The sequence below is a fragment of the Jannaschia halovivens genome (assembly GCF_046452375.1).
GTDB lineage: Bacteria > Pseudomonadota > Alphaproteobacteria > Rhodobacterales > Rhodobacteraceae > Jannaschia > Jannaschia halovivens.
In genome coordinates this window covers 1,376,454-1,402,618 of the sequence record NZ_JBKFDJ010000001.1, presented here as the reverse complement: position 1 = coordinate 1,402,618, position 26,165 = coordinate 1,376,454, and the positions used below count along the sequence as shown (strand labels likewise).

Sequence of the window (26,165 nt, the reverse complement as noted above, 5' to 3'; positions counted from 1 at the left end):
GCGGCGCACCGTCTTCGCCAAGGTTTCAGCCGACCGGTTCGCCGTCGGCGCGCCGCACCGTCACCACCGCCGAGCGGGGCAGCGAGTCCGCGCCATCGGGGAAGGGTGCGCTTGGATGCTGGATGCCGACAAACATCGTCCTGAGGTCTTCGGACCATGCGAGGCCCGTCACCTCCGAGCCGTTCGGCCCCGTCAGGAACCGCCGGATCTCGCCCGTCGCGGGATCGCCGGCCAGCATCTGGTTGTTGCCCATGCCGGTATATGGCCCCTCGTTCGAGTCGTCCCCGTCCGTCTGGATCCACAGCGTGCCCGTCGTGTCGAAGGCCATGCCGTCGGGCGAATTGAAGAGATTGCCCTCGGTGATGTTCTCCGAGCCGATGTAGTCGCCCTGACCCACGATCGGGTTGCCCGCCATGACATAGAGATCCCAGGTGAACCCGGTGGCCGAATGGTTGCCGTCATCGGGCATCCAGCGCGCGATCTGGCCATAGTTGTTGGCCTCGCGCGGGTTGGGGCCGTTCACCGGCGTCGGGTCGCCGCCCGCGTTCGGCTTGATGCCGCGATTGCGGTTGTTGGTCAGCGCGACGTAGCCCTGCGGCGTGACCGGGTTGGTGGCGACCCATTCGGGACGGTCCATCGTGGTCGCACCCACGGCCGAGGCGGCCATGCGCGTGTGGATCAGGATCATGCCCGCGTCCATGCCCGTGGCCTCGGGGGTGAGCGCGACCCACTCGCCGGTGCCGTCATCGTCGAAGCGCGCCGCGTAGAGCTGGCCGTCGTCGAGCAGGCCCTCGGTCGGCTGGCCCTCGGCCCAGGTGCCGGTCGAGACGTATTTATAGAGGTATTCGCCCCGCTCGTCGTCGCCCAGATAGACGACCACGTGGCCGTCCGACGCGATCACCGCCGCCGCGTTCTCGTGCTTGAAGCGGCCCAGAGCGGTGCGCTTGATGGGCGTGCTCTCGGGGTCGGCGGGGTCGATCTCGACGATCCAGCCGAAGCGATGCGGCTCGTTCGGGGTCTTGCGGACGTCGAAGCGGGCTTGGTGCAGCTCGTAGCCGTAGCGGCTCTCGGCCCCGATTCCGTAGCGCGCGAAGCCCTCGGAGGCCGAGAACTCGACCTCCGGATCGGCCACGCCGAAGTAGCCGTTGAAGTTCTCCTCGCAGGTCAGATACGTGCCCCACGGCGTCTTGCCGGACCCGCAATTGTTCATCGTCCCGAGCGCGGTCGTGCCGGTCGGATCGTCCTCGGTCTTGAGCATGTCGTGCCCGGCGGCGGGCCCTGCGATGGTCATCGGCGTGTTGTGGTGGATGCGCCGGTTATAGGGGCTGTCGACCACCACCTCCCAGCCGTCCGCGCCCTCGGCCACCTCCATGACGGTGACGCCCTGGATGTTCTGAAGGATGGTCACGTCATCGGCGGTGAAGGCGTTGTCGCCCTTCCACGGCAGGTTGGTCGAGACGTTGGCGTATTCGTGGTTCACCGCGATCAGCTGGCGGCCATCGACCGTGAAGGTCTCCATCCCGTCGGTGTTCTCGCCGAAGACGCGGTCGGACGAGGCGAGGGTGATGCCGGTTTCAGGGTCGAAGGGCTCGGCATCCGAGAAGAGCGGGTCGCCCCAGCGGGCCAGCACCTGCCAGTCATAGCCATCGGGCACGTGCACGGTGCCATCGGTCTGGATCGGGATGCCCTCGAAGGCGAAATTCGCCGCCTCCTGCGCGCGGGCCGAGGTCGAGGTCAGAAGCCCCGATCCCATCACGGCGGCACCCGACCCGAAGGCCAGGACGCCCTTCATGAAGCCGCGTCGCGACAGGGCCCGCTCGACCACGCGGTCGAAATCGGTGATCTCGGGGCGGGGCGAGCGGATCTCGTCCCATTCGTCGGCGCTGAGGTGTTCGAGGTCTTTCATCGCAAAATCTCCTGGCAGAGGGATAGGGCCGGGCGGGCGATGCCCCCCGATGACGCAGGGAGGATCGCGGGCGATCGTGACGGTGATGTTACGGTGCGATGACGGATTGCCGTCAGTCTGCCGTGACCGGTGGGCCGATTTGGCGAATACCCGCCGGGGCGTTAGACTGTGGCGACCCGATCGGTTTGGAGCTTCGGATGGACCTCGGTGCCTTTTCCCTGAGCCTGAACGTGGCCGATCTCGCGGCCTCGCGCCGCTTCTACGAAGCGCTGGGCTTTCAGCCGGTCGGCGGCGTGGCCGAGCAGGGCTGGCTGATCCTCCGGCAGGGCTCGACCACGCTGGGCCTGTTCTCGGGCATGATCGAGGCCAACACGCTGACCTTCAATCCGGGCTGGACATCCGAGGGCACGGACGTCCCCGGTCCCTTCGACGACGTCCGCGCGATCCGGGCGCGATTGATTGCCGCGGGGCTGACGCCCGAGACCGATTGCGACCCTGACGGCACCGGCCCCGCGCACCTGATCCTGCGCGATCCCGATGGCAATCCGGTGCTGATCGACCAGCACCGCTAGGTCTCAGGTCCGCTCGTCCTTGGGGCTGCCCATCACGACATAGGTCGTCAGGCGCGCGACCTGCGGCAGGATGCCCAGCACCTCGGTATGGAAGTGCTTGTAGGCCGCGAGATCGCGCGCCTCGATCCTCAGAAGGTATTCGACCGCGCCCGTAATGTTGTGGCACTCGCGGACTTCGGGCGCGGTGGCGATCGCCTGCTCGAAGGCTTCCTGTCCGCGCTTGGTGTGATCGTTCAGGCCGACGGCGATATAGGCGATGAACCCGGTGCCCAGTTTGTCGCCGTCGATCCGCGCGCGATAGCCGGTAATGATTCCGGACCGCTCAAGCGACTGCACCCGCCGCAGCGTGGCCGAAGGCGAAAGCCCGACGCGATCCGCCAGCGCCTGGTTCGTGATCCTGCCATCGCCGGACAGTACGTGCAGGATCCTTTCGTCTATCTCATCCAAATCGGTCATATCTTGCGAATAATGCTCCGCCCGCGCCGCCTTCGCAAGGACATCCCGCGGAGCGCGGTCCAAACTACGCGTCATGACCTACGATCTGTTCCTCGGCCTCGTGGCCTTCGCTTTCGTCTCTTCGGTCACGCCGGGGCCCAACAACCTGATGATCATGGCGTCGGGGGCGAATTTCGGTGTGGCCAGATCGGTGCCGCACGCGCTGGGCATCTCGCTGGGGTTCGGCGTGATGATCGTGCTCGTCGGCCTCGGGCTGGCGCAGGTCTTCGCGATCTACCCGATGGCCAAGATGGCGCTGGCGGTCCTGTCCGTTGCCTATCTCGTCTGGCTTGCATGGAAGATCGCGAACGCGGCCCCGCCCGAGGCGCGCGCCGCCGAGGCGCGGCCATTGACCTTCCTGCAGGCCGCAGCGTTCCAATGGGTGAACCCCAAGGCGTGGACGATGGCCCTGACGGCGGTGACGCTCTACACGGCGGGCGGACCTTGGGCGGTTGTGCCGGTTGCGGCGATCTTCACGGTTGTGAACCTGCCGTCGATCTCGCTCTGGCTGGTGATGGGGCTGCAACTGCGCCGCGTGTTGACGTCGCCCGGACGGCTACGCGTGTTCAACCGGGTGATGGCGGCGCTCCTGTTGGCCAGCCTCTGGCCCACGCTCGCGCCGCTTCTGTCGTGACGTCCGGGGCGCGCGCGGGCGTGCGAATTTTCGTACGAAAATTCGCCCCCCGCCCCGCTCAGTCGCCGAGGGGGATGTCGCGCAGGAGCGACCCGTCCGGCGCGAAGACCAGGAGCCGGTCGTCCCCGGTCGTCACCAGCCAGTAGGACGGGGCCTGCGTCACCGCGACGATCTCGGTGCCCGCCGGGATCTCAAGCCCCTCGGGCGAGCGGATCGCGGCGCTGGGCAGGCGGGTGACAAGGGCGACCACGACCGCTATCAGCCCCGCGATCATCACACCCGTCAACACCGTCACCAGCACCCGCAGGAGGCGCAGGTTCGACGGCTCGGGGACGGGTTCCATGTCGGACAAGATCGTGACCTTCGCCATCGCGGCCGATCCGCCGCCGCGCCTCGATAAGGCAATCGCGCGCGACGTGCCAGCCGAGGCGCATCTGAGCCGGTCCCGGCTGGCCCGCCTGCTGGCCGAGGGGCGCGTGACGGTGAATGGCGCGGTCGCTGGCGCGCGCGACCGTCCGTCCGAAGGCGATGCGGTGCATGTCGCAGTTCCCGTCGCCGACGATCCCGACACGCGGCCCGAAGCGATTCCGCTTGAGATCGTGCATGAGGACGCCGACCTCCTCGTCGTGATGAAGCCCGCGGGCATGGTCGTGCATCCCGCGCCCGGCTCGCCCGGCGGGACGCTGGTCAACGCTCTGCTGCACCATTTCGGCGGCGACTTGTCGGGCGTCGGGGGCGAGAAGCGACCGGGCATCGTTCACCGGATCGACAAGGACACTTCGGGCCTTCTGGTGGTGGCCAAGTCCGATGCGGCGCATCACGGGCTGGCCGCCCAGTTCGAGGCGCATGATGTCCAGCGGCGCTATCTCGCGATCTGCCACGGCGTGCCGTCCCCCGGCGATCCGCGGCTTCGGGGCACGCGCGGCGTCTCGCTGGAGCCCGGTGACATCTTGAAGATCGAGACGCGGCTCGACCGCCACCGGACCGACCGCCAGAAGCAGGCCGTACGCTGGGACGGCGGACGCCACGCCGTGACGCGTGCGCGGCGGCTGGAGGACCTGGGCGCGGCGGCCTTCATCGAGTGCTGGCTCGAAACAGGGCGGACGCACCAGATCCGCGTCCACATGGCCCATGCCGGGCATGCCCTGATCGGCGATCCGGTCTATGGCGGGTCCCGGAAGATGCCAGGCAATCAGCCGGGGCGCACGGCGGCGCAGGCGTTCCCGCGGCAGGCCCTTCACGCGGCGACCTTGGGCTTTCGGCACCCGGTCACGGACGCAGAGATGTCCTTTGCGGCCCCGCTGCCCGATGACATGGAGTCCTTGCTGCGTGCGCTTCGGGGCGAAGGCTGACCTGACCTGCCGACGGAACAGGACGCCTGCGGCCGCGTTAATGGTGCAAATTCGCGCAGTATGACCGCCATTCCGGCCCTTTCGCGGCCTTGGCGCACGGGGTAGATCACGGCTCCGTCAGACGAAACGACCGGCGAGGCCGCGATCTTGAATGGTCGGTCAAGCCGCACCATATCCAGTCAAACGGCATGTTAAGCCTTTTAACACAGCCGCATCTTCGAGGGAGACACCCATCATGGCCACTTACGCCAACCTTCCGGCCCCCTCGCCCGAGCAGGGGCTGAATCGCTATCTTCAGGAAATCCGCAAGTTCCCGATGCTGGAGCCCGAGCAGGAATACATGCTCGCCAAGCGCTGGGTCGAGGAGGGCGACACCGACGCCGCGCACCAGATGGTGACGTCGCACCTGCGCCTCGCCGCCAAGATCGCCATGGGTTATCGTGGATATGGACTGCCGCAGGCCGAGGTGATCTCGGAGGCGAATGTCGGCCTGATGCAGGCCGTCAAGAAATTCGACCCCGAGAAGGGCTTTCGCCTCGCGACCTACGCGATGTGGTGGATCCGCGCCGCGATCCAGGAATATGTCCTGCGATCGTGGTCGATGGTGAAGTTGGGCACGACCAGCGCGCAGAAGAAGCTGTTCTTCAACCTGCGCAAGGCCAAGAACCGCATCGGCGCGCTCGAGGAGGGCGATCTGCGCCCCGAGAACGTCCAGCGCATCGCAACCGACCTCGGCGTGACCGAGGACGAGGTGACGTCGATGAACCGGCGCATGTCGGGTGGCGACGCGTCGCTGAACGTGATGGTCGGGTCGGATGGCGACAGCTCGACCCAGTGGCAGGACTGGCTGGCCGATGACAGCGCCGACCAGGCCGGCGACTACGCCGAGCGCGACGAGTACGAAAGCCGGATCGGCCTGATGACCGACGCGATGGACGTGCTCAACGACCGCGAGAAGGACATCCTGACCCAGCGCAAGCTGAGCGAGGAGACCGTGACGCTCGAGGACCTGTCCGAGAAATACGGCGTCTCGCGCGAGCGGATTCGCCAGATCGAGGTGCGGGCCTTCGAGAAGCTCTCGACCCGCGTACGCGAGCTCGCCCGCGAGAAGGGCATGGTTCCCGCCTGACGGGACCGCGCCCACGGCAGATCGATCGAAGGGGGCCGCGATGGCCCCCTTCTTCGTGCTATGATGGGAAATGCACAGCAAGGAAGGGAGGACGCCATGTCCTATTTCGCCGGGTTCGTCGCCGCGGTGCCGACCGACAAGAAGGCGGCGTTCGTCGCCCATGCGCACGAGGCGTGGGAGGTCATCTTCAAGCCGCTGGGTGCCATCGCGCAGGTCGAGTGCTGGGGTGACGACGTGCCCGAGGGCGAGGTCACGTCCTTTCCGATGGCCGTGAAGTGCGCGCCGGGCGAGACGGTCGCCTTCTCGTGGATCGAATGGCCCGACAAGGCCACGCATGACGCGGCCAATGCCCGGATGCGCGACCCCGATCCCGAGTTCGCCGCAGCGATGAAGGACATGGCCGAGATGCCGTTCGACGGGATGCGGATGATCTATGGCGGCTTCGCCCCCATCGTGGAGCTGCGCGCCTGATGGCCGGGGGCTGGGCCAAGGACGGTGCCGTGTCCGAGCAGATCGAAGCGTCGATCTCGGACGAGCTGGCGCGGATGAAGGCGCAGGCGCGTCCCACGGGCGAGAGCCTGAGCCACTGCGCCGAATGCGAGGAGCCGATCCCCGAAGCGCGTCGCGCAGCGTTGCCGGGTGTGAAGCTCTGCGTCGATTGCGCGAGCCAGCGGGACGGGCGGGCGGCCCCGCGCGCGGGCATCAACCGGCGCGGATCGAAGGACAGCCAGCTCAAGTGACGCGGGGGAAGACTTCGGCGCGAAACTCTGGCCTAGCTGGCCCATCGACAGGGGAGCCAAAATGACCGATCCGATCCGCTGGGGCGTGCTGGGCGCCTCGAGTTTCGCGCGCAACGACATGGCGCCCGCGATCCACATGGCACGAGGCCATGTCCTGGCCGCGCTGGCCACCCGCTCGCCCGAAAAGGCCGCGCCTTTCGCCGAACGCGCGCCGGGTCTGCGCGTCCACGACGATTACGACGCGCTTCTGGCCGATCCCGAGGTGGATGCCGTCTACGTCCCGCTGCCGCACACGCTGCATGTCCAATGGGGTATCCGGGCGCTCGAGGCGGGCAAGCACGTGCTGGTCGAGAAGCCGATCGCCATGGCCGAGGTCGACATCGCCCCGCTGATCGCCGCGCGCGACCGGACCGGGCTACAGGCCGCCGAGGCCTACATGATCGTCCACCATCCCCAATGGGCCTTCGTGCGCGATTTGCTGGACGGCGGCGAGATCGGACGGCTGGGCCATGTCGGCGGTGTCTTCACCTACGACAATTCGGGCGATCCCGGAAATATCCGCAACATGGCCGCGACGGGCGGCGGCGCGCTGCCGGATATCGGGGTCTATACCTACGGCTCCACCCGCTGGGCCACACGGTCCGAGCCCGACGCGATCACCCATGCCGATATCGACTGGGAGGACGGCTGCGACGTGTTGGCCCGCGTCTCGGCGCGCTTCCCGGGCTTCAGCGCGCATTGGGTGAACTCGATGCGCCTTCTGCCCGAACAGGTGATGCTGTTCCACGGCGATGCCGGACTGATCCGTCTGACCGCGCCGTTCAACGCCGCCCGCTTCGGGTCCGCGCGCGTCGCGTGGCGCGGCCGCGACGGGATCGCGCACGAGCGGTCGTGGCACGGCGTCGATCAATACGTCCTGCAGGTCGAGGCCTTCGGTGCCGCGATCCGGGGCGAGGCGCCCTTCGCCTGGACGCTGGAGGATGCCGCCGGGACGCAACGGGTCATCGATATGGCCTATGCGGCGGCGGGCGGGCGGCCCCCGGCCTGACGGAACCGTCCCGCGCCGGTCCGGGTTCTCCCCCGCGAAGAGGAGATCCCAACATGGCGAAGACGTTTCTCGTTTACGGCGCGGATGGCGCGACCGGCCTGCGGATCGTGCGGCAGGGGCTGGCGGTCGGTCATACGATCCGCGCGGGCTACCATGCGGGCGACCCGCCGGACGTGACCGGCCCCGGCGTCACCTGGATCAAGAGCGATCTGATGACGCGAGACGGGCTGGAGGACGATCTAGCGGGCGTCGATGCCGTGCTGAACGCGGTCGGGATCGACGCGGGCCCGTCGACCGTGGTGAACCCGCCGCCGCTCCATACCGAGGGCACGGCCAACCTGATCGAGGCGATGCGCGCGACCGGGGTCGACCGGTTGGTGACCATCTCGGCCAGCTTCGTCGAGACGATGGCGCGGGGGCCAATCTGGTTCCAGGCGGCGGCACGACTGGGACTGAAGTCGATCTTCGCCCAGATGGCCGAGATGGAGCGCATCCTGCGCGCGACGGAACAGCTGCGCTGGACGGCGGTGCGGCCCGGCTGGCTGCTCGACGAGGGGCCGTCGGGCGACTACCGGGTGTTCGACGACGTGATCCCGCCCGAGCTGATCCGCACACGGACCGGCGATCTGGCCGATTTTATGCTGCGCTGCGCGGCCGAGGACCTGCATATCCGCGAAACACCTGCCATCGCGCGCAAGGAGCCCGCGTCGAAATCCGGCCCCGATGCCGTTCTAGCCGAAATGCTGGGCTGACAGGCGACGGCGGATGCAGAAGGGGCGCGGACGGTCTCCCGTCCACGCCCCCCTGAAAGCAATGTCTGGCCGAGGATCAGTCCTCGGACGCGTCCTCGCCCTCGACCGTATCGGCGGTCTGGTTGATGACCTCGGTCTCGGTGACCTCGTCCTCGTCGTCCGACTGCGAGGCCAGGCCCGAGGGCGGCTGCATGTTGGCCAGCACGAAATCGCGGTCGATCGTGGGCTTCGCGCCGTCCGGCATCGTCACGTCCGAGATCGTGACCGTGTCGCCGATCTCCATGCCCGAGCAGTCCACCGTCAGGTGATCGGGGATGTCGCCGGCGGTGACGCGCAGCTCGACCTCGGGGCGTACGACCGTCAGGACGCCGCCCTGCTTGTCGCCCGGCGAACCCTCGACGCCCTCGAACTCGACGGGGATGTAGAGGTTCACCTTCGACGTGCGCTTGAGGCGCATCAGGTCGAGATGGGTCGGCAGGTCCTTGACCACGTCGCGCTGCACGTCGCGGGCGATGACGCGGACATCGTCCTGGCCCTCGACCTTGAGGTTCCAGAGCGTCGCCCGGAAGCGGCCCGCGCGGAGCTTCTTCAGGAGGTCGTTGAAGGGAATTTCGATCGGAAGCGGATCCGAGCCGCCGCCATAGACGACGCCCGGCACCATGCCGTTGCGACGGGATTGACGAGCGGCCCCCTTGCCTGTCCCCGTCCGGGCATGCGCCACGAGATCCGGAATCTCACCAGCCATGTTGTGTCTCCAATATCTAGCGTTGGGGCGGCCTCCAAGGGTGTCCGCCCGTATCTCAAGGGCCGCGTCCTAGACCCCGGCGCGCGACCTTGCAACCCCGAGAATGACGCCGTCGCGGGCTTGCGCGTTGCCTCGCGCACGGGGCGGCGGTAAGCCCGGAAGCCGAAGGGACCCCGTGTCCCGCACCGGGAGCCAGACATGAACGAACGCGCCCGCATCGAAGGCATCTTCACCGGCACGGTTCAGGACCGCTGGCCGACGAAGCCGCCCTCTGCCATCGCCAAGACCCGCAGGGACGGGCCCGTCTCGCTGGGTGCCACCGGGTTCCTGGGCGACGCACAGGCCGATCTCGCGGTGCATGGCGGGCGCGGCAAGGCGGTACATGTCTACCCGGTCGCGCATTACGCCCGCTGGCGGCGCGACCTCGGCGATCGCGCGGCCTTCGCGCCCGGCGGCTTCGGCGAGAACGTCGCGGTGGCGGATTGGACCGAGGCGGATGTCTGCATCGGCGACGTCATGGCGATGGGCACGGCCCGCGTCGCGATCAGCCAGGGCCGCCAGCCCTGCTGGAAGCTTTCGGCGCATGTCGGCGAGGACAGCATGGCCTACCGGGTGCGGAAGACGCGTCGCACGGGCTGGTATCTGCGCGTCCTCGAAGGGGGCGCGGTGGCCGAGGGGGACGAGATGGTTCTGCTTGAGCGCCCGAACGACGTCTGGACCGTGCACCGCGTCGCGACCGCGCTGTTCGACCCGAGGGCCGATCCGGACGATGTCGATGCGTTGGCCGGGATGGCCGATCTGGACCCGAGCTGGCGCGGCGTCTTCGCCGAGCGCCGCTCGGAGCGGGAGGCCGTGCGATGACCGACGATCCGTCCACCCTGGTGAGCACCGACTGGCTGGCGCGCAAGCTGCCGTCGCCCGATCTGCGGATCATCGACGCGTCGTGGTACCTGCCCGATGCGGGCCGCGATCCGCTCGAGGAATACGGCGATGCGCATATCCCCGGCGCGCGGTTCCTCGATCTCGACGATGTCTCGGACGCGCGTTCCAGCCTGCCGCATATGGCGCCGAGTGCGGCGAAATTCATGTCGCGGATGCGCCGGATGGGCGTCGGCGACGGGCACACCGTGGTGATCTATGACGGCGCCGGTCTCTTTTCGGCGGCGCGGGTCTGGTGGCTCTTCCGGCTGTTTGGCCAGCGGGCGGCGGTTCTGGATGGCGGGCTGCCGAAGTGGCGCGCCGAGGGGCGACCGCTGACCAGCGACCTGCCGCAGATCAAGGACCGGCACATGACGGTCCGTCCGGAGCCGCGGCTGATGCGCGACGTGACGGATGTGGCGCAAGCCGCCAAGCTAGGCGGCGCGCAGGTCGTCGATGCCCGCGCCGCCGCCCGATTCCGCGGCGATGCGCCCGAGCCGCGTCCGGGCCTGCGCGCCGGGCATATTCCGGGCGCGCGCAACGTGCCCTACGGGGCGTTGCTCGAAGCGGACGGCACGATGAAGGACGAGGCGGGGCTGCGCGCGGCCTTCGCCGCCGCTGGGGTCGATCTGAAGCGCCCGATCATAACTAGCTGCGGCTCGGGCGTGACGGCGGCGATCGTGAACCTCGCGCTGGCCCGGCTGGGGCATCCCGACCACGCGCTCTACGATGGATCGTGGGCCGAGTGGGGCATGTATCCCGATCTCGGTCTTGCGACGGGGGACGCCTGATGCTGACCGAGCTCGCGCCACAGGCACCCGACAAGATCATGGCCCTGATGGCGGCCTTCCGCGACGATCCGCCCGCCGACAAGATCGACCTTGGCGTCGGCGTCTACAAGGATGCCACCGGCCACACCCCCGTCATGCAGGCGGTCAAGGCCGCCGAACGCCGCCTGATCAATGCGCAGGACACCAAGACCTATGTCGGCTTCTCCGGCGACCCGGCCTTTTGCGATGCGCTGTCGCGGCTGGTGCTGGGCGACGCGCGGCCGGCCGACCGATTGGCGATGGCGGCCACGCCCGGCGGTACCGGCGCGATCCGGCAGGGGCTGGAACTGGTGCGGATGGCCGCGCCCGGCGCGCGGCTCTGGCTGTCGATGCCGACCTGGCCGAACCACCCCGCCATCGCCGCGTATCTGGGCATCGAGACCGTGCCTTACCGCTATTTCGACGCCGAGGCGGGGGCCGTGGATGTGGCCGCCATGATGGAGGATCTGAGCCGGGTCGCGGCCGGCGACGTGGTGATGCTGCATGGCTGCTGCCACAATCCGACGGGCGCCAACCTCAAACTCGCCCAGTGGCGCGAGGTCGCGGACCTTCTGATCGAACGCGGTGCCATCCCCTTCGTCGACATCGCCTACCAAGGGTTCGGCGACGGGCTGGATGCCGATGCCGCGGGCCTGCGCGAAATGGCGGGCCGTGTGCCCGAGATGCTGATCGCGGCCTCCTGTTCCAAGAATTTCGGCATCTACCGCGAGCGGACGGGCCTCCTGCTAGCGATCGCGCGCACGGCGGCGGCGCTGGGCGTCACGCAGGGCGCGCTGGCCACGCTCAACCGCTTGAACTTCAGCTTCCCGCCCGATCACGGGGCGCGGGTGGTGCAAATGATCCTCGACGATGCCGATCTGCGCGCCGACTGGGCGGCCGAGCTCGAGGCCGTGCGGGTCGGCATGCTCGACCTGCGGGCGACGCTGGCCGAGGCGCTGCGCACGCGGACCGGCTCGGACCGCTTCGGCTTTCTCGCGGCCCATCGCGGCATGTTCTCGCTCCTGCCCGCTTCGCCCGATCAGGTCGAGGCGCTGCGCCGCGATCACGGCGTCTACATGGTGGCCGACGGGCGCATCAATATCGCCGGCCTGAGCGCCCGCTCGGTGCCCGTGCTGGCGGATGCGATCGTGTCCGTCGGTGTCTGACGCGCCGGTGCGGGTCGAGGCGCTGGACCACCTCGTTCTGACCGTCGCCGATACCGACGCGACGGCGCGATGGTACGCCGCGACCCTCGGGATGGACGTCGAGACGTTCCACCCAGCCGACGGCTCGACCCGGACGGCGCTGCGGTTCGGGCGCCAGAAGATCAATCTCCACCAGACGGGCGCAGAGTTCGAGCCGAAGGCCCGCGTGGCCCAGGCCGGCAGTGCCGATCTCTGTTTCCTCAGCCGCAATTCCCTCGAGGCTTGGGCCGATCACCTGCGCGCGCGGGGCGTCGCCGTGGAGGCCGGACCCGTTGCGCGCACCGGTGCCGAGGGACCGATCCGGTCGCTCTATATCCGCGATCCCGACGGCAACCTGATCGAGATCGCCAACCGTGCCTGACCTCCTGCCCGCGCTGGGGCCGTGGCTGATCTGCGCGCTCGCGGCGGCGGTGGGCTGCGCGTTGCAGCGCCTCGCGGGGCAGGGGTTCGGCATGGTCGCCGCCCCGGTCCTGGCGCTCGCTGCCCCGGAGTTCCTGCCGGGCACGGTGCTCCTGACCGGGCTCGCCGTGGGCGCGGGAAGCTTTGTCGCCGACCGCTCGGCGGTGGTGACGCGCGATCTGCCGCCGGGCTTCGCGGGGCGGATGCTGGGCGCGGTGATCGCGGCCTGGATCGCGGCGCGGGTCGTCGGTACGCCCGCGCTGCCCCTGGTGGTGGGCGGGGTCGTCTGGCTGGGCGTGATCCTCTCGGTCGCGGGGCTGCGGCTGGGGCCCGCGCCACGCGTTCTCTTCGGAGCAGGGACCGTCGCGGGCGTCATGGGCACCCTGACCGGGATCGGCGCGCCGCCGATGGCGATCGTCTACGCCGATGTCGAAGCGCGGCGATCGGCGGCGACGCAGAACGTGTTCTTCGCCTTCGGCATGGCCGTATCCATCGCGGCACTGACGGTCGCGGGGCTGATCGGGCTGCGCCACGTGGCCTTCGCGGCCACGCTCCTGCCGGTGATCGGCGCGACACTCTGGCTGGTACGGCCCTGGGCGGTGCGGGTGGCGCGGGGACGCATCCGGCCCTGGGCGCTGGGGCTTGCCGCGACGGCGGCGACGGTACTCATCGCGCGTAGCCTGATCGGCCCATGAAAAAAGGACGCGACCCCAGGCAGGCGGGGCCGCGTCCAGTCGGACCGGGGAGTGACAGGCAGAATACTCGAACCCGGTCGCGTCTCGTGTGTCGGGTCAGGCGCGGATCGGCACCGGGGCGGGCGCGTCGCGGTCCGGCGCGGGCGTCGGACGGCGGGACCAGGGCATCCGGATCTCGGCGGTGCGGGTTTCTTCGATCGTGCGATCCATCCAGGTCTGTCGCGCCATGGCCGGGTCTCCTTCGTCCTGCGTTGAAGACCGGTATGGCGGCCCCTCACGGCGGGAGCGGGACGGCGTGCGGGTGATTCCGGGGCGGAATCGTGGCGCGCCGCGGCGCGCCCGCGTCAGAGCGTGATGGCGGAGATCAGGCGGCCGTAATCGGCTTCGCCGGCATGGGTCGTGCGCCGGTAGGAATAGAACCGCCCGGCGTCGGAATAGGTGCAATGCCCGGTCCATTCCGCCCGCACCCCAGCCGCGCGGAGCCGCCGGAGGCCGTAGCCCGGCAGGTCGAACTGATACTTGCCGTCCGCGCCGTTCGCGAAATGCGCGAGCGCGTCGGGGTCCTCGTCCTCGAACCGGTCGAGGAATTCCTGTCCGACCTCGTAGGCCCGCTGCGAGATCGTCGGGCCGATGGCCGCGCGGATCCGGCCCCGCGTCGCCCCGAGGTCGCACATCGCGTCGATCGTCGCCTCGAGCACCCCGCCGAGCGCGCCCTTCCAGCCGGCATGCGCCGCGCCGATCACGCCCGCCTCGGGCTCGTGGAAGAGGACGGGCTGGCAATCGGCCGTCAGGACGGTCAGGACCTGGCCGGCGCTGGCGGTCACGAGGGCGTCGGCCCGCGTCGACGGCTCGGAAAGGGGACCGTCGATGGTCACGACATCCGCCGAATGGACCTGGTGCACGCCGTGCAGCGGGCCATCCATCGCCTCGGCCACGCGGGCGCGGTTCGTCGCCACCGCCTCGGCCTGGTCGGACGAACCCGTGCCGCAATTCAGCCCCGCGAAGATACCCGACGACGCGCCACCCCGGCGCGTGAAGAATCCATGGGCCACGTCGCCCAGAAGATCGGATCGCAGGAATTCGAGCGTCATGGTCACGCGGGCTCCGCGGGCGAGGGTTCGGTCCGGGGCAGGGGAGCGCGTTCGCGCGGGAGGGTCAAGCCGATGCGTCGAAGCCCGGCGGCGGCGGCGTGCCGGGTGGATGAAGCGCGATGGCCTTGAAGAGGTCGCCCATCTCGGCGGGGTGCACGAGGCGGCGATGGGCGGCGATGAGGGCATCGCGCTCGGCCCCGTCGAGGCCTCGGGCGAGGGCCTGCGCGCGCGCCGTGATCCCCAGCCGCTCCAGCAGCACGCCCTGTCGGATCATCGGCGTGACGGCGGCGGGGGCGGCGGCCCGTGCGATGGCCTCGAAATCGACATGCGCGGTCAGGTCGGCGGTGCCCGGCGCGTCCAGCGGATCGACCGGCGCATGGGCGCGCACGGCCTGCACCGTGTCGCCTTGCGCGCGCCAGTGGCCGTAATCGACGAAGATCGCCGTGCCGCCTGTGGCCACCCGCGCCGCGACCGCGCCGATCACCGGCACCAGCGCGGGACAGCGCTCGACGATGGTGCCGTCGGCGACGTCGTGATGGTCGAGCTCGGGCACCGGCACCGGCTCGCCCCGTGCAAATGCCAGCCCGCCATCGGTGACCGTCACGAGGGTCTCGGCCCAGCCGTCCCCGACGCGGGCGAACTGCCGGATCGGAAGGGCGTCGAGAAACTCGTTCGCCACGAGAAGGAGGGGAGAATCGGGCAGATCGTCCACGCTGTCGTGCCAGCTGGGATCGTAATCGGACAGGCGCGTCGCCTGTGCGGCGCGGAAGGCGGGCGACGCCTCGACGAGATGCACCGAGATCGCGTCGTGAAAGCCCGGCACGCCCCGCGTGGCGCGCAGGATGTCGGCCATCAGCGTGCCGCGTCCGGGCCCCAGCTCGGCCAGCGTGACGGTGTCGGGCGCGCCCTGGTCGAGCCAGGTCTGCGCCAGGCAGAGGCCCAGCATCTCGCCGAACATCTGGCTGATTTCCGGGGCGGTCGTGAAGTCGCCGGCCGCGCCCAGCGGATCGCCGGTGGTGTAGTATCCGAGCGTCGGGTGGAGCAGTGCCTCGGCCATGAACTCCGCGAGCGTCATCGGACCGGTCGCCCGGATGCGCGCGGCCAGTTGCCCGGCAAGCGTCATGCGCGGGCGGGGCGAGCCCGCGTCAGGGACCAGGCGATGACCGCGAGGCCGACGACCAGCATCGGCAGCGACAGCAGTTGACCCATGGTCAGACCGGCCTCGCCGAGCCGGACGACATGGCCCAGCGGGTTGCCTTCGGTTATGTATTGCGCATCCGCCTGGCGGAAGTGCTCGACGAAGGTGCGCGCGGCGCCATAGCCCGACAGAAAGATCCCGAGGAGGAGGCCCGGCCGCTTGAACCCGCCGCGCAGCGCCACCCACCAGAGCGCGCCCAGCAGGATGGCACCTTCGAGGATCGCCTCGTAGAGCTGGCTGGGGTGCCGGGCGCAGAGCTCGCCCACATTGGCGCAGGCCTGCGCCGCGCCGCCGGGGAAGATCACCGCCCACGGCCCGTCCCATGGCCGGCCCCAGAGCTCGGCGTTGATGAAATTCGCGAGCCGCCCGAGCCCGAGGCCCAGCGGCGCGACCAGTGACGCGATATCGAGGATCGACAGCATCGGGATGCCATGCCGCCAGGCGTAGACCGTGACCGCGATGGCCGTGCCGGCCGCGCCTCCATGGAAGGACATGCCGCCCTGCCAGACGGCGAGGATCTCGGACGGGTTCTGAAGGTAATAGGCAGGCTGATAGAAGATCACGTAGCCCAGACGCCCGCCCAGCACGATCCCGAGCACGATCCAGGTCATCACGTCCTCGACCTGCTGGCGGGTCATCGGCGGCGTGTCGTTACGCCAGAGACGCGGCTGTGAAACGACCCAGCGCGACATCCACCAGCCGCCGACGATGCCCACGATATAGGCCAGTGCATACCACCGGAGCGCGAAGGCGAACCCGCCCAGTTCGAGCGTGAAGATCTCGGGCGAGACGTTGGGGAAGGACAGGATTGCGGCGATCATCGCTCTCGCCATGCCCGCCGCGGCACGGGGGGTCAAGCGCGGTGCGGCTTGAGACCGGGCCGCTTGCGCCCCATATGTTTACCAGACCGGCACGGAGGCCCGACAGATGCAGACCCGCAACCGCTTCATGGACGATATCGGTCAGTTGATGACCAACGCGATGGGCGTGGCCCAGGGCGCGCGCGCCGAGGCCGAGACGGCGATGAAGTCGATGCTCGACCGCTGGATGGCCGATCGCGACTTCGTCACGCGCGAGGAGTTCGACGCCGTCCGCGCGATGGCGCAGAAGGCCCGCGAGGAGAACGAGGCGCTGAAGGCCCGGCTCGACGCGATGGAGACGAAGAAACCGGCCGCGGGGAAAGCCTGACGGCGCGACAGGGTGGACGCGGTCTTGATCCGGGCCCTGTTCGATGGCTGCGGCCGCCTCGTCCCCCCGCCCCCGAAACGGCCCTGATGCGCCTGCCGTGATCGCGCCCAAGGGCGGCGCGGGTCAGCCCCGGATCAGCCCGAGCAGCCGGTCCACCTCGGCCTCGGTCTTGGTGAAGTCGCAGACCAGTCGCGCGAGCGGGCGCTCGGCGGCATCCATCAGGTAATATTGCGCCTCCGCCCGCGCGCGTTCGTGAGCCGCGCGATCCATCCGCGCGAACACCATGTTCGCCGTGGGATCGCCGACGACCTCGACGCCCATCTCCCGCAGACCCGCGACCAGACGCTGCCCGGCGGCGTTCGCGGTGCGGGCATTGTCCAGCCAGAGATCGCCGTCGAGATAGGCGTCCATCTGCGCCGAGAGATAGCGATGCTTGGACCAGAGCTGGGCCGCGCGCTTGCGCCGCAGCTCCATCTCGCGGAGCCGGGCGGGGTCGCGCATGACGATGGCCTCGACCGCCATGCAGCCGTTCTTGGTGCCCCCGAAGCTGACCATGTCGAAGCCTCGGACAAGTTCGGCCGCTGTGCACCCCAGCGCGGCGCAGGCGTTGCCGAATCGCGCCCCGTCGAGATGGGTGCCGAGCCCGTGTTCGCGCGCGATCCCCGTCAGGTCCGCCAGCGTGTCGAGGGCGTAGACGCTCCCGGTCTCGGTCACGTTCGTCAGGCTCAGCGCGCCCTTCTGGACGTTGTGGACCGAGCCTTCCATCGCCGCGAGCGCCGCCTCCAGCGCCTCCGGCGCGATGCGGCCGTCATCGCCATCCACCAGCGTCAGCTTGGCGCCGCCGGTGTAGAATTCCGGCGCGCCGCATTCGTCGAGCTCGATATGCGAGAGGCGGTGGCAAAGCACCGACTGCCAGGGCTGCACCAGCCCGGCCAGCGCCAGCGCGTTGGCCGCCGTTCCCGTCGGCACCAGAAGCACCTCCGCCTCGGGCCATTCGAAGAGGATGCGCAGACGCTCGCGGACGCCGGGCATCCACGGGTCGGCACCGTAGGGCATGGCGGCCCCGGCATTGGCCGTGGTCATCGCGTCCCAGATGGCGGGGTGGACGGGACCGGTGTTGTCGGATGCGAAGTTGAGGTTCATCAGGCGCCTCCGGTCGGTTCGGTGATTACGAAATCCTCCCAATCCTCCTCGGGGATCTGCATCTCGGAGACGGTCTCGTCCATCAGGGACGCCCCGGCGAGATGCGGCGACATCGGGTCGCCGGTCAGGAGCGGGTGCCAATGCGGCAGGTCGCGCCCTTCGTGCAGGCGGCGATAGGCGCAGGTCTCGGGAAAGAAATAGACCACGTCCGGCAGGTTCTTCGGCGTCAGGACGACGCATTCGGGCACGTAGGACAGCCGGTCGGCATAGTTCGAACAGCGGCAGGTCCCGTCGTCGAACAGGCGGCAGGCGACGCGGGTCAGCGCGACCTCCTGCGTGTCCTCGTCCTCGAGCTTGTTGAGGCAGCATTTGCCGCAGCCGTCGCACAGCGCCTCCCACTCCTTCGGCGTGAAGCGCCCGAGGGGCTGCGTCCAGAACCGGTCGCGCAACCCCGTCCGGTCGATGGGATCGTCAGGCATCGAGGGCTGCCAGGAGGTCGCGCGCGCGGGCGCTGTCGGCATCCATCTGCGCGACCAGCGGAGCGAGCCCGTCGAACGTCGCTTCGGGACGCAGGAAATCGACCAGCGCGACCGAGAGCTGCGCGCCATAGAGATCGCCCGTGAAATCGAAGAGGAAGGTCTCGAGATTGGGGACGTTGTCGCCGAACATCGGGCGCACCCCCAGCGAGGCCACCCCGTGACGCGACCCGGCATGGGGTCCGTCGAGGATATCGACCAGCACCGCATAGACCCCGAGACGCGGCAGATGCAGCCCGTCGAGCGCCATATTCGCGGTCGGGTAACCCAAGGTCCGGCCGCGCTTCTCGCCGTGGAGGACGGGGCCCTCGATCCGGTGCCAATGGCCCAGCATTTGGGCGGCGTCGCGGGGTCGCCCCTCGGTCAGCGCCGTTCGGATCGCGGTCGAGGAGACCGGCGCGTTGCCGCCCAGAAGCTCGACCGTGGTGACGTCGAACCCGAGGCGCGCGCCGCCGTCCCGCAGCGTCGCTGCATCCCCTGCGCGCCCTTTCCCGAACCGGAAATCGGCACCTGTGACGACATGGGTCAAGCCCAGCCCATCGGCCAGTACGTTCGACATGAAGGCCTCGGCGCTGAGCGGCGCGATCTCGGGGAAGGGCAGCTCGAACAGCGTATCGACGCCGAGCTTCGCGAGGCGCGACGCGCGGGCGGCGGGCGACATCAGGCGAAAGGGCGGGGCATCGGGGGCGAAGACCTCACGCGGATGCGGCTCGAACGTGACGACGGCGAGCGGTGCGCCGTCGCGACGGGCCCGGTCCAGCACGTGGCGATGGCCCAGATGCACGCCGTCGAAATTGCCGATGGCCGCCGAGGCGCCGCGGGCGTCGGTCGGAATGGCGCGATGGTCCCGGAAGATCCGCATGGAACGGGGGCTAGCCCGCCGCCCCGTGGGGCGCAAGCGCGGCCCGGCCGCAGCGTCAGTCGAACTTGCGCGACGGCGCCATGACGGTCGCTTCGCCCTTCAGGACGGGCTTGCCGTCGATCTCGGCCACGGTGTCCATGGTAACGCGACGGCGGGCGATATCCATCGCGGTCACGGTGACGGAGGCGGTCACGAGGTCGCCGGGCCGCACCGGCGCGAGGAACTTGAGCGTCTGGCCCAGATAAACCGTGCCGTGACCCGGAAGCTGCTCGCCGATCACCGCCGAGATGAGGCCCGCGGTCAGCATCCCGTGGGCGATCCGCCCCTCGAAGATCGTGTCGCGCGCATAGTCGTCGTCGAGATGCACCGGATTGTGATCGGTCGACACCTCGGCAAAGAGTTCGATGTCGCGATCGGTCACGACCTTGGTCAGCGACCGCGTCATGCCGATCTCGATATCTTCGATGCAGATCGTGCTCTGGGGCATGTTGTCGAGCATGGGCGCTCCCTCCGAACTCATGGGGGGCGAGCTAGCACGGATGCCGCATTGCGGCAAGTCACGACGAAAGAATTGTTCGAATTTTGCCGCAGAAGGGACCGAACGTTACCGAAGCGTTCCGATGACGTAGGTCGGCGCTACGCCCGTTGCCGCGAGATAGGTGTTCAGTTTGCCGGGGTCCGGGTGGCCGCCCTCGGGCGTGGCCGTCTCCTCGGCCCCGAGGCCGCCCGAGATGAATAGGAGATCGAGATCTTCGCCCATCGCTCCGGCCGCATCGGTCGCGGGACCGTCGCCAATGGCGAGGATCGAAGCGTCCGAGACATCCGCGATCTGTCCCAGCCGCCGCCGCGCGAGGTCGTAGATCGGCGGATGGGGCTTGCCGAAATAGAGGCTCTCGCCCCCCATCTCGGTATAGAGCTCGGCGTAAGCGCCGGCGCACCATTCGCGTACGCCGCCGCGATCGACCACGATATCGGGATTGGCGCAGAGCAGCTTCAATCCGCGCGTCTTGGCGGCGAGGAACTGGGGCCGCATCACGGATGGGTCGGCGAAGGGGTCGAGCGGGCCCGTGCAGACGATGCCCTCGGCCTGTTCCAGCGGGACGCGTTCGACGGCCAGCGGATCGTCGAGCACGGCAGGCGGCTGGAAGAATCCGGCGTCGAACTCCGGCCCCAGGTGCCAGACGCGCGTCCCGACCGCCCCGCGATACATCGCCGTGCGTGCCGAATCGCCGGACGTCGCGATGTCGTCATAGGCATCGTCGGTCACGCCCATCTCGGCGATCTGTTCGGCGACGCCCGCGCGCGGGCGGGGCGAGTTGGTCACGAGGATGACGTGCCCGCCGCCCGCCCGGTAGGCCCGCAGCGCCTCGACCGCGCCGGGATACGGGCGCACCCCGTCATGGACGCAGCCCCAGAGATCCACGAACAGCGCGCGGTAGCGGTCCGAGACCTCGGACAGGGCGTGGATGATCTGCATGGGGGCCGGTCTCCGGAACGGTTGGGTTCGCCGCGATACCTACAGCAAGGATCGCCGCTTTCCAGCCGTCAGCCGATCGCCATCGCCAGCCCATGCGCCTCGGAGGCGCTGAGATAGGGGATACGGGGCGGGCCGAAGCCGTCGCCGTCGCCGATCTGCGGAAAGAGCCGGGCCATGTCGGAAAGGACGGTGCGGTTGAGGCTTCGGCCGGTCGCACGGGCGGGGTGGTAGCTTTCGACGGCGAGGCCCGAGACCATCACCGCGGACTGGCCCGAACAGGCGATGCCGTAGACCGTGACTTCGCCCGGAGGCGTGACCGCCGACACGAGATGCCCGTCCTCGAGCGCGGCGACGGGCGCGAAGGCGCGCGGCACGCGCAGGAGTTCGTAGCAGAGCCGGTGTTGGATCAGCACATGGGCGCGAGCGCCCAGCATGACGTCCGCCTCGGGGCCATTCGGCCCGAAGGCACGGGCGGTCACGCGGTAGAAGGTGGGTCGTTCGTCCGAGGGCGCGTAGGTGCGCGATCCGATCCAGTCGATCCGCACCGTCTCGCCGTCCTGCGTCGCGACGTGGTCGCCGGGCATCAGGTCCTCGACCGCGATCGGGCCGTCCGTTCCCTTGAGCATCGCACCGCGCGCGAGGCTCGCCACGGCGCCGGTCACTTCGGGCGTGTCGGGCAGGTGCCGCCGGTCCCACGTGGCGCGACCACTGAGGTCGAACCAGGCCAGATCGAGCGCGACGGTCGCGCGCGAGGCCTCGCGGTCCGCAGCGGCGGGTGTGACAGGGATATGCGACGCGGAAGGAAGCCGCTGGTAAGCAGTCATGACGAGATCGTCCAAGCAGATACGGCCCCCACCGCAGGCCGTCTTATAGGCCCGGTGCAGGGGGTTGGATCAACCGGTTTGGCGGAAACAATAGGTTTCGATTTCGCCTGTTGGTGCGAATCCGGCAATTTTGTGGCGCGGCTTCCGGGGCCTCGTGGCGCGTGCTAGGCGGCGGGCATGACCGATGCACCCGATCCCCTCGCCGACGCCCGCCGCGCTATCGACGCCGGTCGCCCCGATACCGCCATCGCGGCGCTGCGCGGGCTCGACGGGGTCGAGGCGGCGTTTCTTCGGGCGCGGGCCGCGCTGATCGACGGTCGGGCCGGGGACGCGCAGGCCGGGTTCGACGCGATCCTGGCCGCCGCCCCGAAGGAGCCTGCGGTCTGGATGGAGGCGGCGCTGGCCGCCCATGCCGCCGGGGCCGGACCCGCCTTCGTGAAGCGCGCGAAGGGGGCCGGGTTGCCTGCGCCGCTGGTCGCGATGGTGCAGGGCGCGGCCGCGGGCAAGGGCGCGCGTGCGCAAGGGACGGGGGCCGCGGGCAAGCGCGACCTCGCCGCACTCTCGGCGAAGGTGAAGGCCCGCGACCTGAGGGGGGCCGAGACCGTCGCGGCCCCGCTTCTCAAGGCGCAGGCCGGAGCGATCGTCTGGGCGATGCTGGGACAGGCCCGGCTCGATGCGGGCAAGGCGCCCGAAGCGGCGGACGCCTTCGCCCGCGGCCTGCGGCTCGAGCCCTATGCTGCCGATCTGCGGCTGGGACTGGTCCGGGCGCTGGCCCGCGCGGGGCGGATGCCGCAGGCCCTGGCCGAAGCGCGGCGCGCAGTTCAGGCCGCACCCGGCTGGGCCGACGCGCAGATGGCATTCGGGCGGCTGGCGCTCGCCGGGGATCTGGCCGAGCCCGCGTTCCGCGCCGCCGAAGCCGCCCGCGCCCTTGCGCCGAAGTCCGACGCGCCGCTGCGCCTTGCGGCCGAAGCCGCGCTGGCGATGAAGCGCCCCGATCTCGCGGTGGAGCCGGCCGCCGCGCGCAGGACGGACGCCCCCGATCGCGCGCGGCTGCTCGGTCACGCGCAGGCCTCGGCCCGCGATGCGGATGCATCGCTCGCCACCTATGACGCGGCGCTGGACCGGGCGCCGGATGACGCCGACATCCTGGCGGCGCGCGGCCAGCTCTACCAGTCGCTGGGTCGGTCCGACGCCGCCGAGGCCGATCTGCGCGCCGCCATCGCCGCGGACCCGGCCCATGGCACGGCGCTCCGCGCGTTGGCCTATGGCGGCAAGCTGGGCGCGGACGATCCGGCCATCGCCGCGATGCGAACCGCCGCCGAGGCCGAGGCGACGCCCGCCTCCGACCGGCGGCTGGCGCTCTACGCGCTGGCCCGCGCGACCGAGCCGCACGCGCCCGATGCCGCCTTCGCCGCGTTGGCCCGCGCCAACGCCGCGACGGCCGAGGCCTTTCCGCACGACGCTGCGGCCGATCGCACCGGGCTCGTCCGCGCGTTCGAACGCTGGCCGCAGCTTGCCGACCTCGCGCCCAGCGATTGCGAGGCTGCGCCGATCTTCGTCACGGGCCTGCCCCGTTCGGGCACGACGCTGGTCGAGGCCATCCTCGCCGCGCATCCCGATGTGACCGCAGGCGGCGAGTTGGGCCTGCTGTCGCACGCGATCCGCCCGCTCGTCACGCTGCTCGACCGGGGCGAGACGCCGCCGTCGGACATGCTCGGGGCGATCGGCGCCGACTACGACGCACGGGTTCGTCGCCTGACCGGGGCCGCGGGGCGCGTCACCGACAAATCGATCCATTCCTTCGTCGAAATCGGCCTCATCCGCGCGATCCTGCCCCGCGCCGCGATCGTCGTCGTCGATCGCGATCCCCGCGACACCGCCCTGTCGATCTGGCGCAATCACTTCCCCGACGGCACCCATCGCTACGCCGCGTCGCCCGAGGGCATCGCGGCCCATGCCGCGCTGTTCCGTGCGGCGGTGGAGGGTTGGCGTGACCGCTTGCCCGAGGGGGCGTTTCACACGATCCGCTACGAGGCACTGCTGGCGGATCCCGAGGCCGAGGCGCGCGCGCTGCTGGGCGCCTGCGGGCTCGGCTGGGACGACCGCGTGCTCGGGTTCCACGAAACGGCGGGACGGGTCGATACGCTCAGCTTCGCGCAGGTGCGCCAGCCGATCTACCGCACCTCCGAAGGCGGCTGGGCGCGCCACGAGGCCCGGATCGGCCCGCTTCTGGAGGCACTGGCCCGCGAAGGCCTCGCCTAGTCGGTGAAGGTCTCGATCACGTCCGTATAGCCGAGATCGCGGTCGAAGCGCCCGGTGCGCAGAAAGGCCAGCACTTCGCCGATCACGAGGGGCGAGTTCATCAGGAAGGTATGCGTCACCGGAAGTTCGATATGGTCGTCCATGCCCTCGACCCGCGTCGATGCGACCGAGACCTTTCCATCATCCGGCCCCGGCAGGATGGCCGAGGCCACGGGGTTGAGGCTGCGTGTCCCCGCGACGACCCCGACGCCGGGCCAGACCGGCCCCAGCCGCGGTGCCAGACCGTCGGTGCCAAGCTGCAACCCGGCGGGCCCGTTCATCCATTCGAAGGGGGCCAGCCCCCCCAGCGCGTCCACCAGTTCCGATCCCTGGTTCGGCGGGGCCAGCATGACCGTGCGACCCGGCCGGATCGGCGTCGCGGTGCCATACCAATGGCGCAGCAGGATCGCGCCCATCGAATGGGTCACGACATGGATCGCCGGGGCGTCCGGGGCGCAGGCGGCGAAGGCGCGGGGCAGGGTCAGCGCGGCCAGGGCCGCGATATCGTCGGTGGTCGAGGGGTAGTCGGCATTGACGGTCTGGAAACCTTCGGCCTCCAGCGCCTCCTCCATCACGATCAGCGAGGCATCGCTCCGCGCCAGCCCGTGCAAAAGAACCACGCAATCGGGTACCGTCTCGGCCCGAAGGGGCAGGGCGAGGGCCACGAGAAGCAGGGCGAGGCGGATCATCCCTCCCATCTATGCGCGTGCGGGGCCGCTCGCCAGCGCGACGTGGCGACGGGCCATGCTATGTCGGCCTGCATGACGCATCGCCCCATCCGCATCGCCGCCCGCGCGATCCTCGTCCACCGCGACCGGCTCCTCCTCGTGAACGCCTATCCGCCCGCGGCGGGAAGCGACCTCTGGTGCGCGCCCGGCGGCGGGGCCGAGCCGCATGCGGGCCTGCCCGAGAACCTCGCGCGCGAGGTGCTCGAGGAGACGGGGCTGGAGGTGCGGGTCGATGCGCCCTGCCTGGTCAACGAGTTCCACGACCCCGCGCGCGACTTCCACCAGGTCGAACTCTTCTTTCGCTGCCGCCTCGTGCAGGGGACGCTCGACCCCACGTGGAAGGATCCCGAGGGCGTGGTGACACGCCGTCGTTGGGTCACGCGGGCCGAGATGGCGGAGCTGCGCTACCGCCCGCTCGCCTTGCCGTCCGTCGCCTGGATGGACGCCGGCGCGCCGCGCTACGATCCGCTGGAGCGGATCGTGGGCTGACGCCGCGGCCGGATCGTGGCCAGCGCGATCCCGGCCAGCACGAGGCTCGCCGCCGCCAGCGCGCGCCCGGTCGGCCACTCGCCCAGCAGAAGCGCGCCGCCCGCCATCGCGATCACCGGCGCCGAGAGCTGGGCCACGCCCGCCGTCGCAAGCCCCATGCGCGGCAGCACCCGAAAAAGCAGCGCGTAGCCCAGCCCCGAGGCGATCGCACCGGATGCGGCGGCGGTGATCCAGCCCAGCAGCGTCACGTCCGCCCCCCACCAGAGCGGTGCGGCAAGGAGGACGGCCCCGGCGGCGAGGATGAAGTTCCCGGCCGTGCCCGCGAGCGGTTTCGGCTCGAACTTCCCCGCAACGCTGTAGGCCGCCCAGGCGAGCCCCGCCGCGACCATCAGCGCGGCATCGCCGAAGGCCCAAGGCCCGCCGCCGGGGGCCAGCAGCCAGACGAGCCCGCCCAGTGCCATCGCCATGCCGGACAGGCGCACCGGACCCGCCCGCTCGCCCCGGGCCGCACCGGCGGCGAACAGCCCCAGCTGCACCGTCGCGAAGAGGATCAGCGCGCCGAGCCCCGCGTCGAGGCTGCGATAGGCGAGGCTGAAGCCCATCAGGTAGATCACCAGCGCCGAGGCAGCACCCCAGCGCCGCCTGCCGCGAAGGTCGATGCCACGCCCCGCCGCGAGCAGAGCCAGCACGATCGCCCCGGCCCCGACCCGGATCGCCGCGAATGCGACGGGATCGGTCCCGTCGAGCACCCCCGCCCGCGTCAGAAGCGAGTTGGCCGCCAAAAGCGTCACGGCGAGGGCGGTCATCAGGAACAGGCGCATTCCGTCCGAATGCCCGCGCGGCCCGGCCCGCGCAATCCGCGTCGGGTCACGCCCGCGCGAGGCTGCCGGTCTTTGCTCCCCGAATATGCGGATGCTACGGGGCCACCC

At 70.1% G+C, this 26,165-nt stretch carries 32 protein-coding genes; 16 read left to right on the top strand and 16 right to left on the bottom strand.

What is annotated here, in order from left to right; all coding sequences use genetic code 11:
• Positions 1–25 precede the first annotated feature (25 nt).
• Positions 26–1,906 carry a PhoX family protein gene (locus ACK8OR_RS07135; RefSeq protein ID WP_410188723.1) on the bottom strand — a complete coding sequence of 627 codons (1,881 nt, stop codon included), beginning with the start codon at positions 1,904–1,906 and terminating at the stop codon, positions 26–28.
• A gap of 197 nt (positions 1,907–2,103) precedes the next feature.
• On the opposite strand from ACK8OR_RS07135, the gene ACK8OR_RS07130 reads away from it, so the two are divergent.
• On the top strand, positions 2,104–2,478 hold the full coding sequence (locus tag ACK8OR_RS07130) for a VOC family protein (protein ID WP_410188722.1): 375 nt from the start codon (positions 2,104–2,106) through the stop codon (positions 2,476–2,478).
• Positions 2,479–2,481: 3 nt separating this feature from the next.
• Here ACK8OR_RS07130 and ACK8OR_RS07125 read toward each other — a convergent pair whose 3' ends face one another.
• A complete protein-coding gene (locus ACK8OR_RS07125) occupies positions 2,482–2,934 on the bottom strand; it encodes an Lrp/AsnC family transcriptional regulator (RefSeq protein ID WP_410188721.1) in 453 nt (150 codons plus the stop codon).
• A gap of 73 nt (positions 2,935–3,007) precedes the next feature.
• Between ACK8OR_RS07125 and ACK8OR_RS07120 the strand changes: the two genes are divergently transcribed.
• On the top strand, positions 3,008–3,607 hold the full coding sequence (locus ACK8OR_RS07120) for a LysE family translocator (RefSeq protein ID WP_410188720.1): 600 nt from the start codon (positions 3,008–3,010) through the stop codon (positions 3,605–3,607).
• A 58-nt stretch (positions 3,608–3,665) separates the two neighbouring features.
• Here ACK8OR_RS07120 and ACK8OR_RS07115 read toward each other — a convergent pair whose 3' ends face one another.
• Positions 3,666–3,950: a DUF6476 family protein gene (locus ACK8OR_RS07115; protein WP_410189875.1), complete on the bottom strand. Its 285-nt coding sequence runs from the start codon at positions 3,948–3,950 to the stop codon at positions 3,666–3,668.
• On the opposite strand from ACK8OR_RS07115, the gene ACK8OR_RS07110 reads away from it, so the two are divergent.
• The 6 genes from ACK8OR_RS07110 (at position 3,949) to ACK8OR_RS07085 (ending at position 8,628) form a co-directional block, all read left to right on the top strand.
• The gene (locus ACK8OR_RS07110) at positions 3,949–4,959 is read left to right on the top strand and encodes an RluA family pseudouridine synthase (protein ID WP_410188719.1); all 1,011 of its coding nucleotides are present in this window, start codon (positions 3,949–3,951) and stop codon (positions 4,957–4,959) included. The two genes, ACK8OR_RS07115 and ACK8OR_RS07110, sit on opposite strands and share 2 nt — an antisense overlap.
• Before the next feature lie 235 nt (positions 4,960–5,194).
• Positions 5,195–6,088, top strand: coding sequence for an RNA polymerase sigma factor RpoH (gene rpoH / locus ACK8OR_RS07105; RefSeq protein WP_410188718.1), 894 nt, complete (start codon positions 5,195–5,197; stop codon positions 6,086–6,088).
• A gap of 96 nt (positions 6,089–6,184) precedes the next feature.
• Complete coding sequence (locus ACK8OR_RS07100) at positions 6,185–6,559, top strand: DUF1428 domain-containing protein (protein ID WP_410188717.1); 375 nt, start codon at positions 6,185–6,187, stop codon at positions 6,557–6,559.
• Positions 6,559–6,828: a DksA/TraR family C4-type zinc finger protein gene (locus ACK8OR_RS07095; RefSeq protein WP_410188716.1), complete on the top strand. Its 270-nt coding sequence runs from the start codon at positions 6,559–6,561 to the stop codon at positions 6,826–6,828. Before ACK8OR_RS07100 ends, ACK8OR_RS07095 begins: the two co-directional genes overlap by 1 nt.
• A gap of 61 nt (positions 6,829–6,889) precedes the next feature.
• Entirely contained in the window at positions 6,890–7,876 is a 987-nt protein-coding gene (locus ACK8OR_RS07090) for a Gfo/Idh/MocA family protein (RefSeq protein ID WP_410188715.1), read from the top strand.
• 53 nt (positions 7,877–7,929) lie between these two features.
• Positions 7,930–8,628: an NAD(P)-dependent oxidoreductase gene (locus tag ACK8OR_RS07085; protein WP_410188714.1), complete on the top strand. Its 699-nt coding sequence runs from the start codon at positions 7,930–7,932 to the stop codon at positions 8,626–8,628.
• Positions 8,629–8,704: 76 nt separating this feature from the next.
• On the opposite strand, the gene ACK8OR_RS07080 is transcribed toward ACK8OR_RS07085, so the two are convergent.
• The gene (locus ACK8OR_RS07080; RefSeq protein ID WP_410188713.1) at positions 8,705–9,373 is read right to left on the bottom strand and encodes a 50S ribosomal protein L25/general stress protein Ctc; all 669 of its coding nucleotides are present in this window, start codon (positions 9,371–9,373) and stop codon (positions 8,705–8,707) included.
• Between the two features lie 198 nt (positions 9,374–9,571).
• Here ACK8OR_RS07080 and ACK8OR_RS07075 point away from each other — a divergent pair, with 198 nt between their 5' ends.
• The 5 genes from ACK8OR_RS07075 to ACK8OR_RS07055 are packed head-to-tail and all read left to right on the top strand — an operon-like array spanning position 9,572 to position 13,399.
• Complete coding sequence (locus ACK8OR_RS07075; RefSeq protein ID WP_410188712.1) at positions 9,572–10,234, top strand: MOSC domain-containing protein; 663 nt, start codon at positions 9,572–9,574, stop codon at positions 10,232–10,234.
• Positions 10,231–11,082, top strand: coding sequence for a 3-mercaptopyruvate sulfurtransferase (sseA, locus tag ACK8OR_RS07070; RefSeq protein ID WP_410188711.1), 852 nt, complete (start codon positions 10,231–10,233; stop codon positions 11,080–11,082). Before ACK8OR_RS07075 ends, sseA begins: the two co-directional genes overlap by 4 nt.
• On the top strand, positions 11,082–12,266 hold the full coding sequence (locus ACK8OR_RS07065; protein ID WP_410188710.1) for an amino acid aminotransferase: 1,185 nt from the start codon (positions 11,082–11,084) through the stop codon (positions 12,264–12,266). The genes sseA and ACK8OR_RS07065 overlap by 1 nt, the downstream gene beginning before the upstream one ends.
• Complete coding sequence (locus ACK8OR_RS07060; protein ID WP_410188709.1) at positions 12,259–12,666, top strand: VOC family protein; 408 nt, start codon at positions 12,259–12,261, stop codon at positions 12,664–12,666. Before ACK8OR_RS07065 ends, ACK8OR_RS07060 begins: the two co-directional genes overlap by 8 nt.
• Complete coding sequence (locus ACK8OR_RS07055) at positions 12,659–13,399, top strand: TSUP family transporter (protein WP_410188708.1); 741 nt, start codon at positions 12,659–12,661, stop codon at positions 13,397–13,399. The genes ACK8OR_RS07060 and ACK8OR_RS07055 overlap by 8 nt, the downstream gene beginning before the upstream one ends.
• A gap of 96 nt (positions 13,400–13,495) precedes the next feature.
• Here ACK8OR_RS07055 and ACK8OR_RS07050 read toward each other — a convergent pair whose 3' ends face one another.
• The 4 genes from ACK8OR_RS07050 to lgt all read right to left on the bottom strand — a co-directional run bounded on the left by ACK8OR_RS07050 (position 13,496) and on the right by lgt (position 16,509).
• Positions 13,496–13,627, bottom strand: coding sequence for a hypothetical protein (locus tag ACK8OR_RS07050; RefSeq protein WP_410188707.1), 132 nt, complete (start codon positions 13,625–13,627; stop codon positions 13,496–13,498).
• Between the two features lie 116 nt (positions 13,628–13,743).
• On the bottom strand, positions 13,744–14,490 hold the full coding sequence (gene pgeF, locus ACK8OR_RS07045; RefSeq protein WP_410188706.1) for a peptidoglycan editing factor PgeF: 747 nt from the start codon (positions 14,488–14,490) through the stop codon (positions 13,744–13,746).
• A 64-nt stretch (positions 14,491–14,554) separates the two neighbouring features.
• On the bottom strand, positions 14,555–15,613 hold the full coding sequence (locus tag ACK8OR_RS07040) for a class I SAM-dependent methyltransferase (protein WP_410188705.1): 1,059 nt from the start codon (positions 15,611–15,613) through the stop codon (positions 14,555–14,557).
• Positions 15,610–16,509 (bottom strand): prolipoprotein diacylglyceryl transferase, encoded by a 900-nt coding sequence (gene lgt, locus ACK8OR_RS07035; protein ID WP_410188704.1) that lies wholly within the window; start codon positions 16,507–16,509, stop codon positions 15,610–15,612. The genes ACK8OR_RS07040 and lgt overlap by 4 nt, the downstream gene beginning before the upstream one ends.
• A 106-nt stretch (positions 16,510–16,615) precedes the next feature.
• Between lgt and ACK8OR_RS07030 the strand changes: the two genes are divergently transcribed.
• Positions 16,616–16,876, top strand: coding sequence for an accessory factor UbiK family protein (locus ACK8OR_RS07030; protein WP_410188703.1), 261 nt, complete (start codon positions 16,616–16,618; stop codon positions 16,874–16,876).
• Positions 16,877–16,999: 123 nt separating this feature from the next.
• Here the strand turns inward: ACK8OR_RS07030 and ACK8OR_RS07025 are convergent, their stop codons facing one another.
• From ACK8OR_RS07025 to ACK8OR_RS07000, 6 genes are all read right to left on the bottom strand, one after another.
• The gene (locus ACK8OR_RS07025; RefSeq protein ID WP_410188702.1) at positions 17,000–18,019 is read right to left on the bottom strand and encodes a threonine aldolase family protein; all 1,020 of its coding nucleotides are present in this window, start codon (positions 18,017–18,019) and stop codon (positions 17,000–17,002) included.
• Entirely contained in the window at positions 18,019–18,498 is a 480-nt protein-coding gene (locus ACK8OR_RS07020; RefSeq protein WP_410188701.1) for a YcgN family cysteine cluster protein, read from the bottom strand. Before ACK8OR_RS07020 ends, ACK8OR_RS07025 begins: the two co-directional genes overlap by 1 nt.
• Positions 18,491–19,417, bottom strand: coding sequence for a bifunctional riboflavin kinase/FAD synthetase (locus ACK8OR_RS07015; RefSeq protein ID WP_410188700.1), 927 nt, complete (start codon positions 19,415–19,417; stop codon positions 18,491–18,493). Before ACK8OR_RS07015 ends, ACK8OR_RS07020 begins: the two co-directional genes overlap by 8 nt.
• A 55-nt stretch (positions 19,418–19,472) precedes the next feature.
• Positions 19,473–19,916: a MaoC family dehydratase gene (locus ACK8OR_RS07010; RefSeq protein ID WP_298435109.1), complete on the bottom strand. Its 444-nt coding sequence runs from the start codon at positions 19,914–19,916 to the stop codon at positions 19,473–19,475.
• Between the two features lie 105 nt (positions 19,917–20,021).
• Positions 20,022–20,894, bottom strand: coding sequence for a TIGR01459 family HAD-type hydrolase (locus ACK8OR_RS07005; protein WP_410188699.1), 873 nt, complete (start codon positions 20,892–20,894; stop codon positions 20,022–20,024).
• Between the two features lie 68 nt (positions 20,895–20,962).
• A complete protein-coding gene (locus tag ACK8OR_RS07000) occupies positions 20,963–21,718 on the bottom strand; it encodes a Hint domain-containing protein (protein WP_410188698.1) in 756 nt (251 codons plus the stop codon).
• A gap of 177 nt (positions 21,719–21,895) precedes the next feature.
• Here ACK8OR_RS07000 and ACK8OR_RS06995 point away from each other — a divergent pair, with 177 nt between their 5' ends.
• The gene (locus ACK8OR_RS06995; RefSeq protein WP_410188697.1) at positions 21,896–23,980 is read left to right on the top strand and encodes a tetratricopeptide repeat-containing sulfotransferase family protein; all 2,085 of its coding nucleotides are present in this window, start codon (positions 21,896–21,898) and stop codon (positions 23,978–23,980) included.
• Here the strand turns inward: ACK8OR_RS06995 and ACK8OR_RS06990 are convergent.
• Entirely contained in the window at positions 23,977–24,708 is a 732-nt protein-coding gene (locus tag ACK8OR_RS06990; RefSeq protein ID WP_410188696.1) for an esterase/lipase family protein, read from the bottom strand. The genes ACK8OR_RS06995 and ACK8OR_RS06990 overlap by 4 nt on opposite strands.
• Before the next feature lie 72 nt (positions 24,709–24,780).
• Here ACK8OR_RS06990 and ACK8OR_RS06985 point away from each other — a divergent pair, with 72 nt between their 5' ends.
• Positions 24,781–25,236: an NUDIX domain-containing protein gene (locus ACK8OR_RS06985; protein ID WP_410188695.1), complete on the top strand. Its 456-nt coding sequence runs from the start codon at positions 24,781–24,783 to the stop codon at positions 25,234–25,236.
• Here the strand turns inward: ACK8OR_RS06985 and ACK8OR_RS06980 are convergent.
• Complete coding sequence (locus tag ACK8OR_RS06980) at positions 25,206–26,057, bottom strand: DMT family transporter (RefSeq protein WP_410188694.1); 852 nt, start codon at positions 26,055–26,057, stop codon at positions 25,206–25,208. The genes ACK8OR_RS06985 and ACK8OR_RS06980 overlap by 31 nt on opposite strands.
• Positions 26,058–26,165 lie beyond the last annotated feature (108 nt).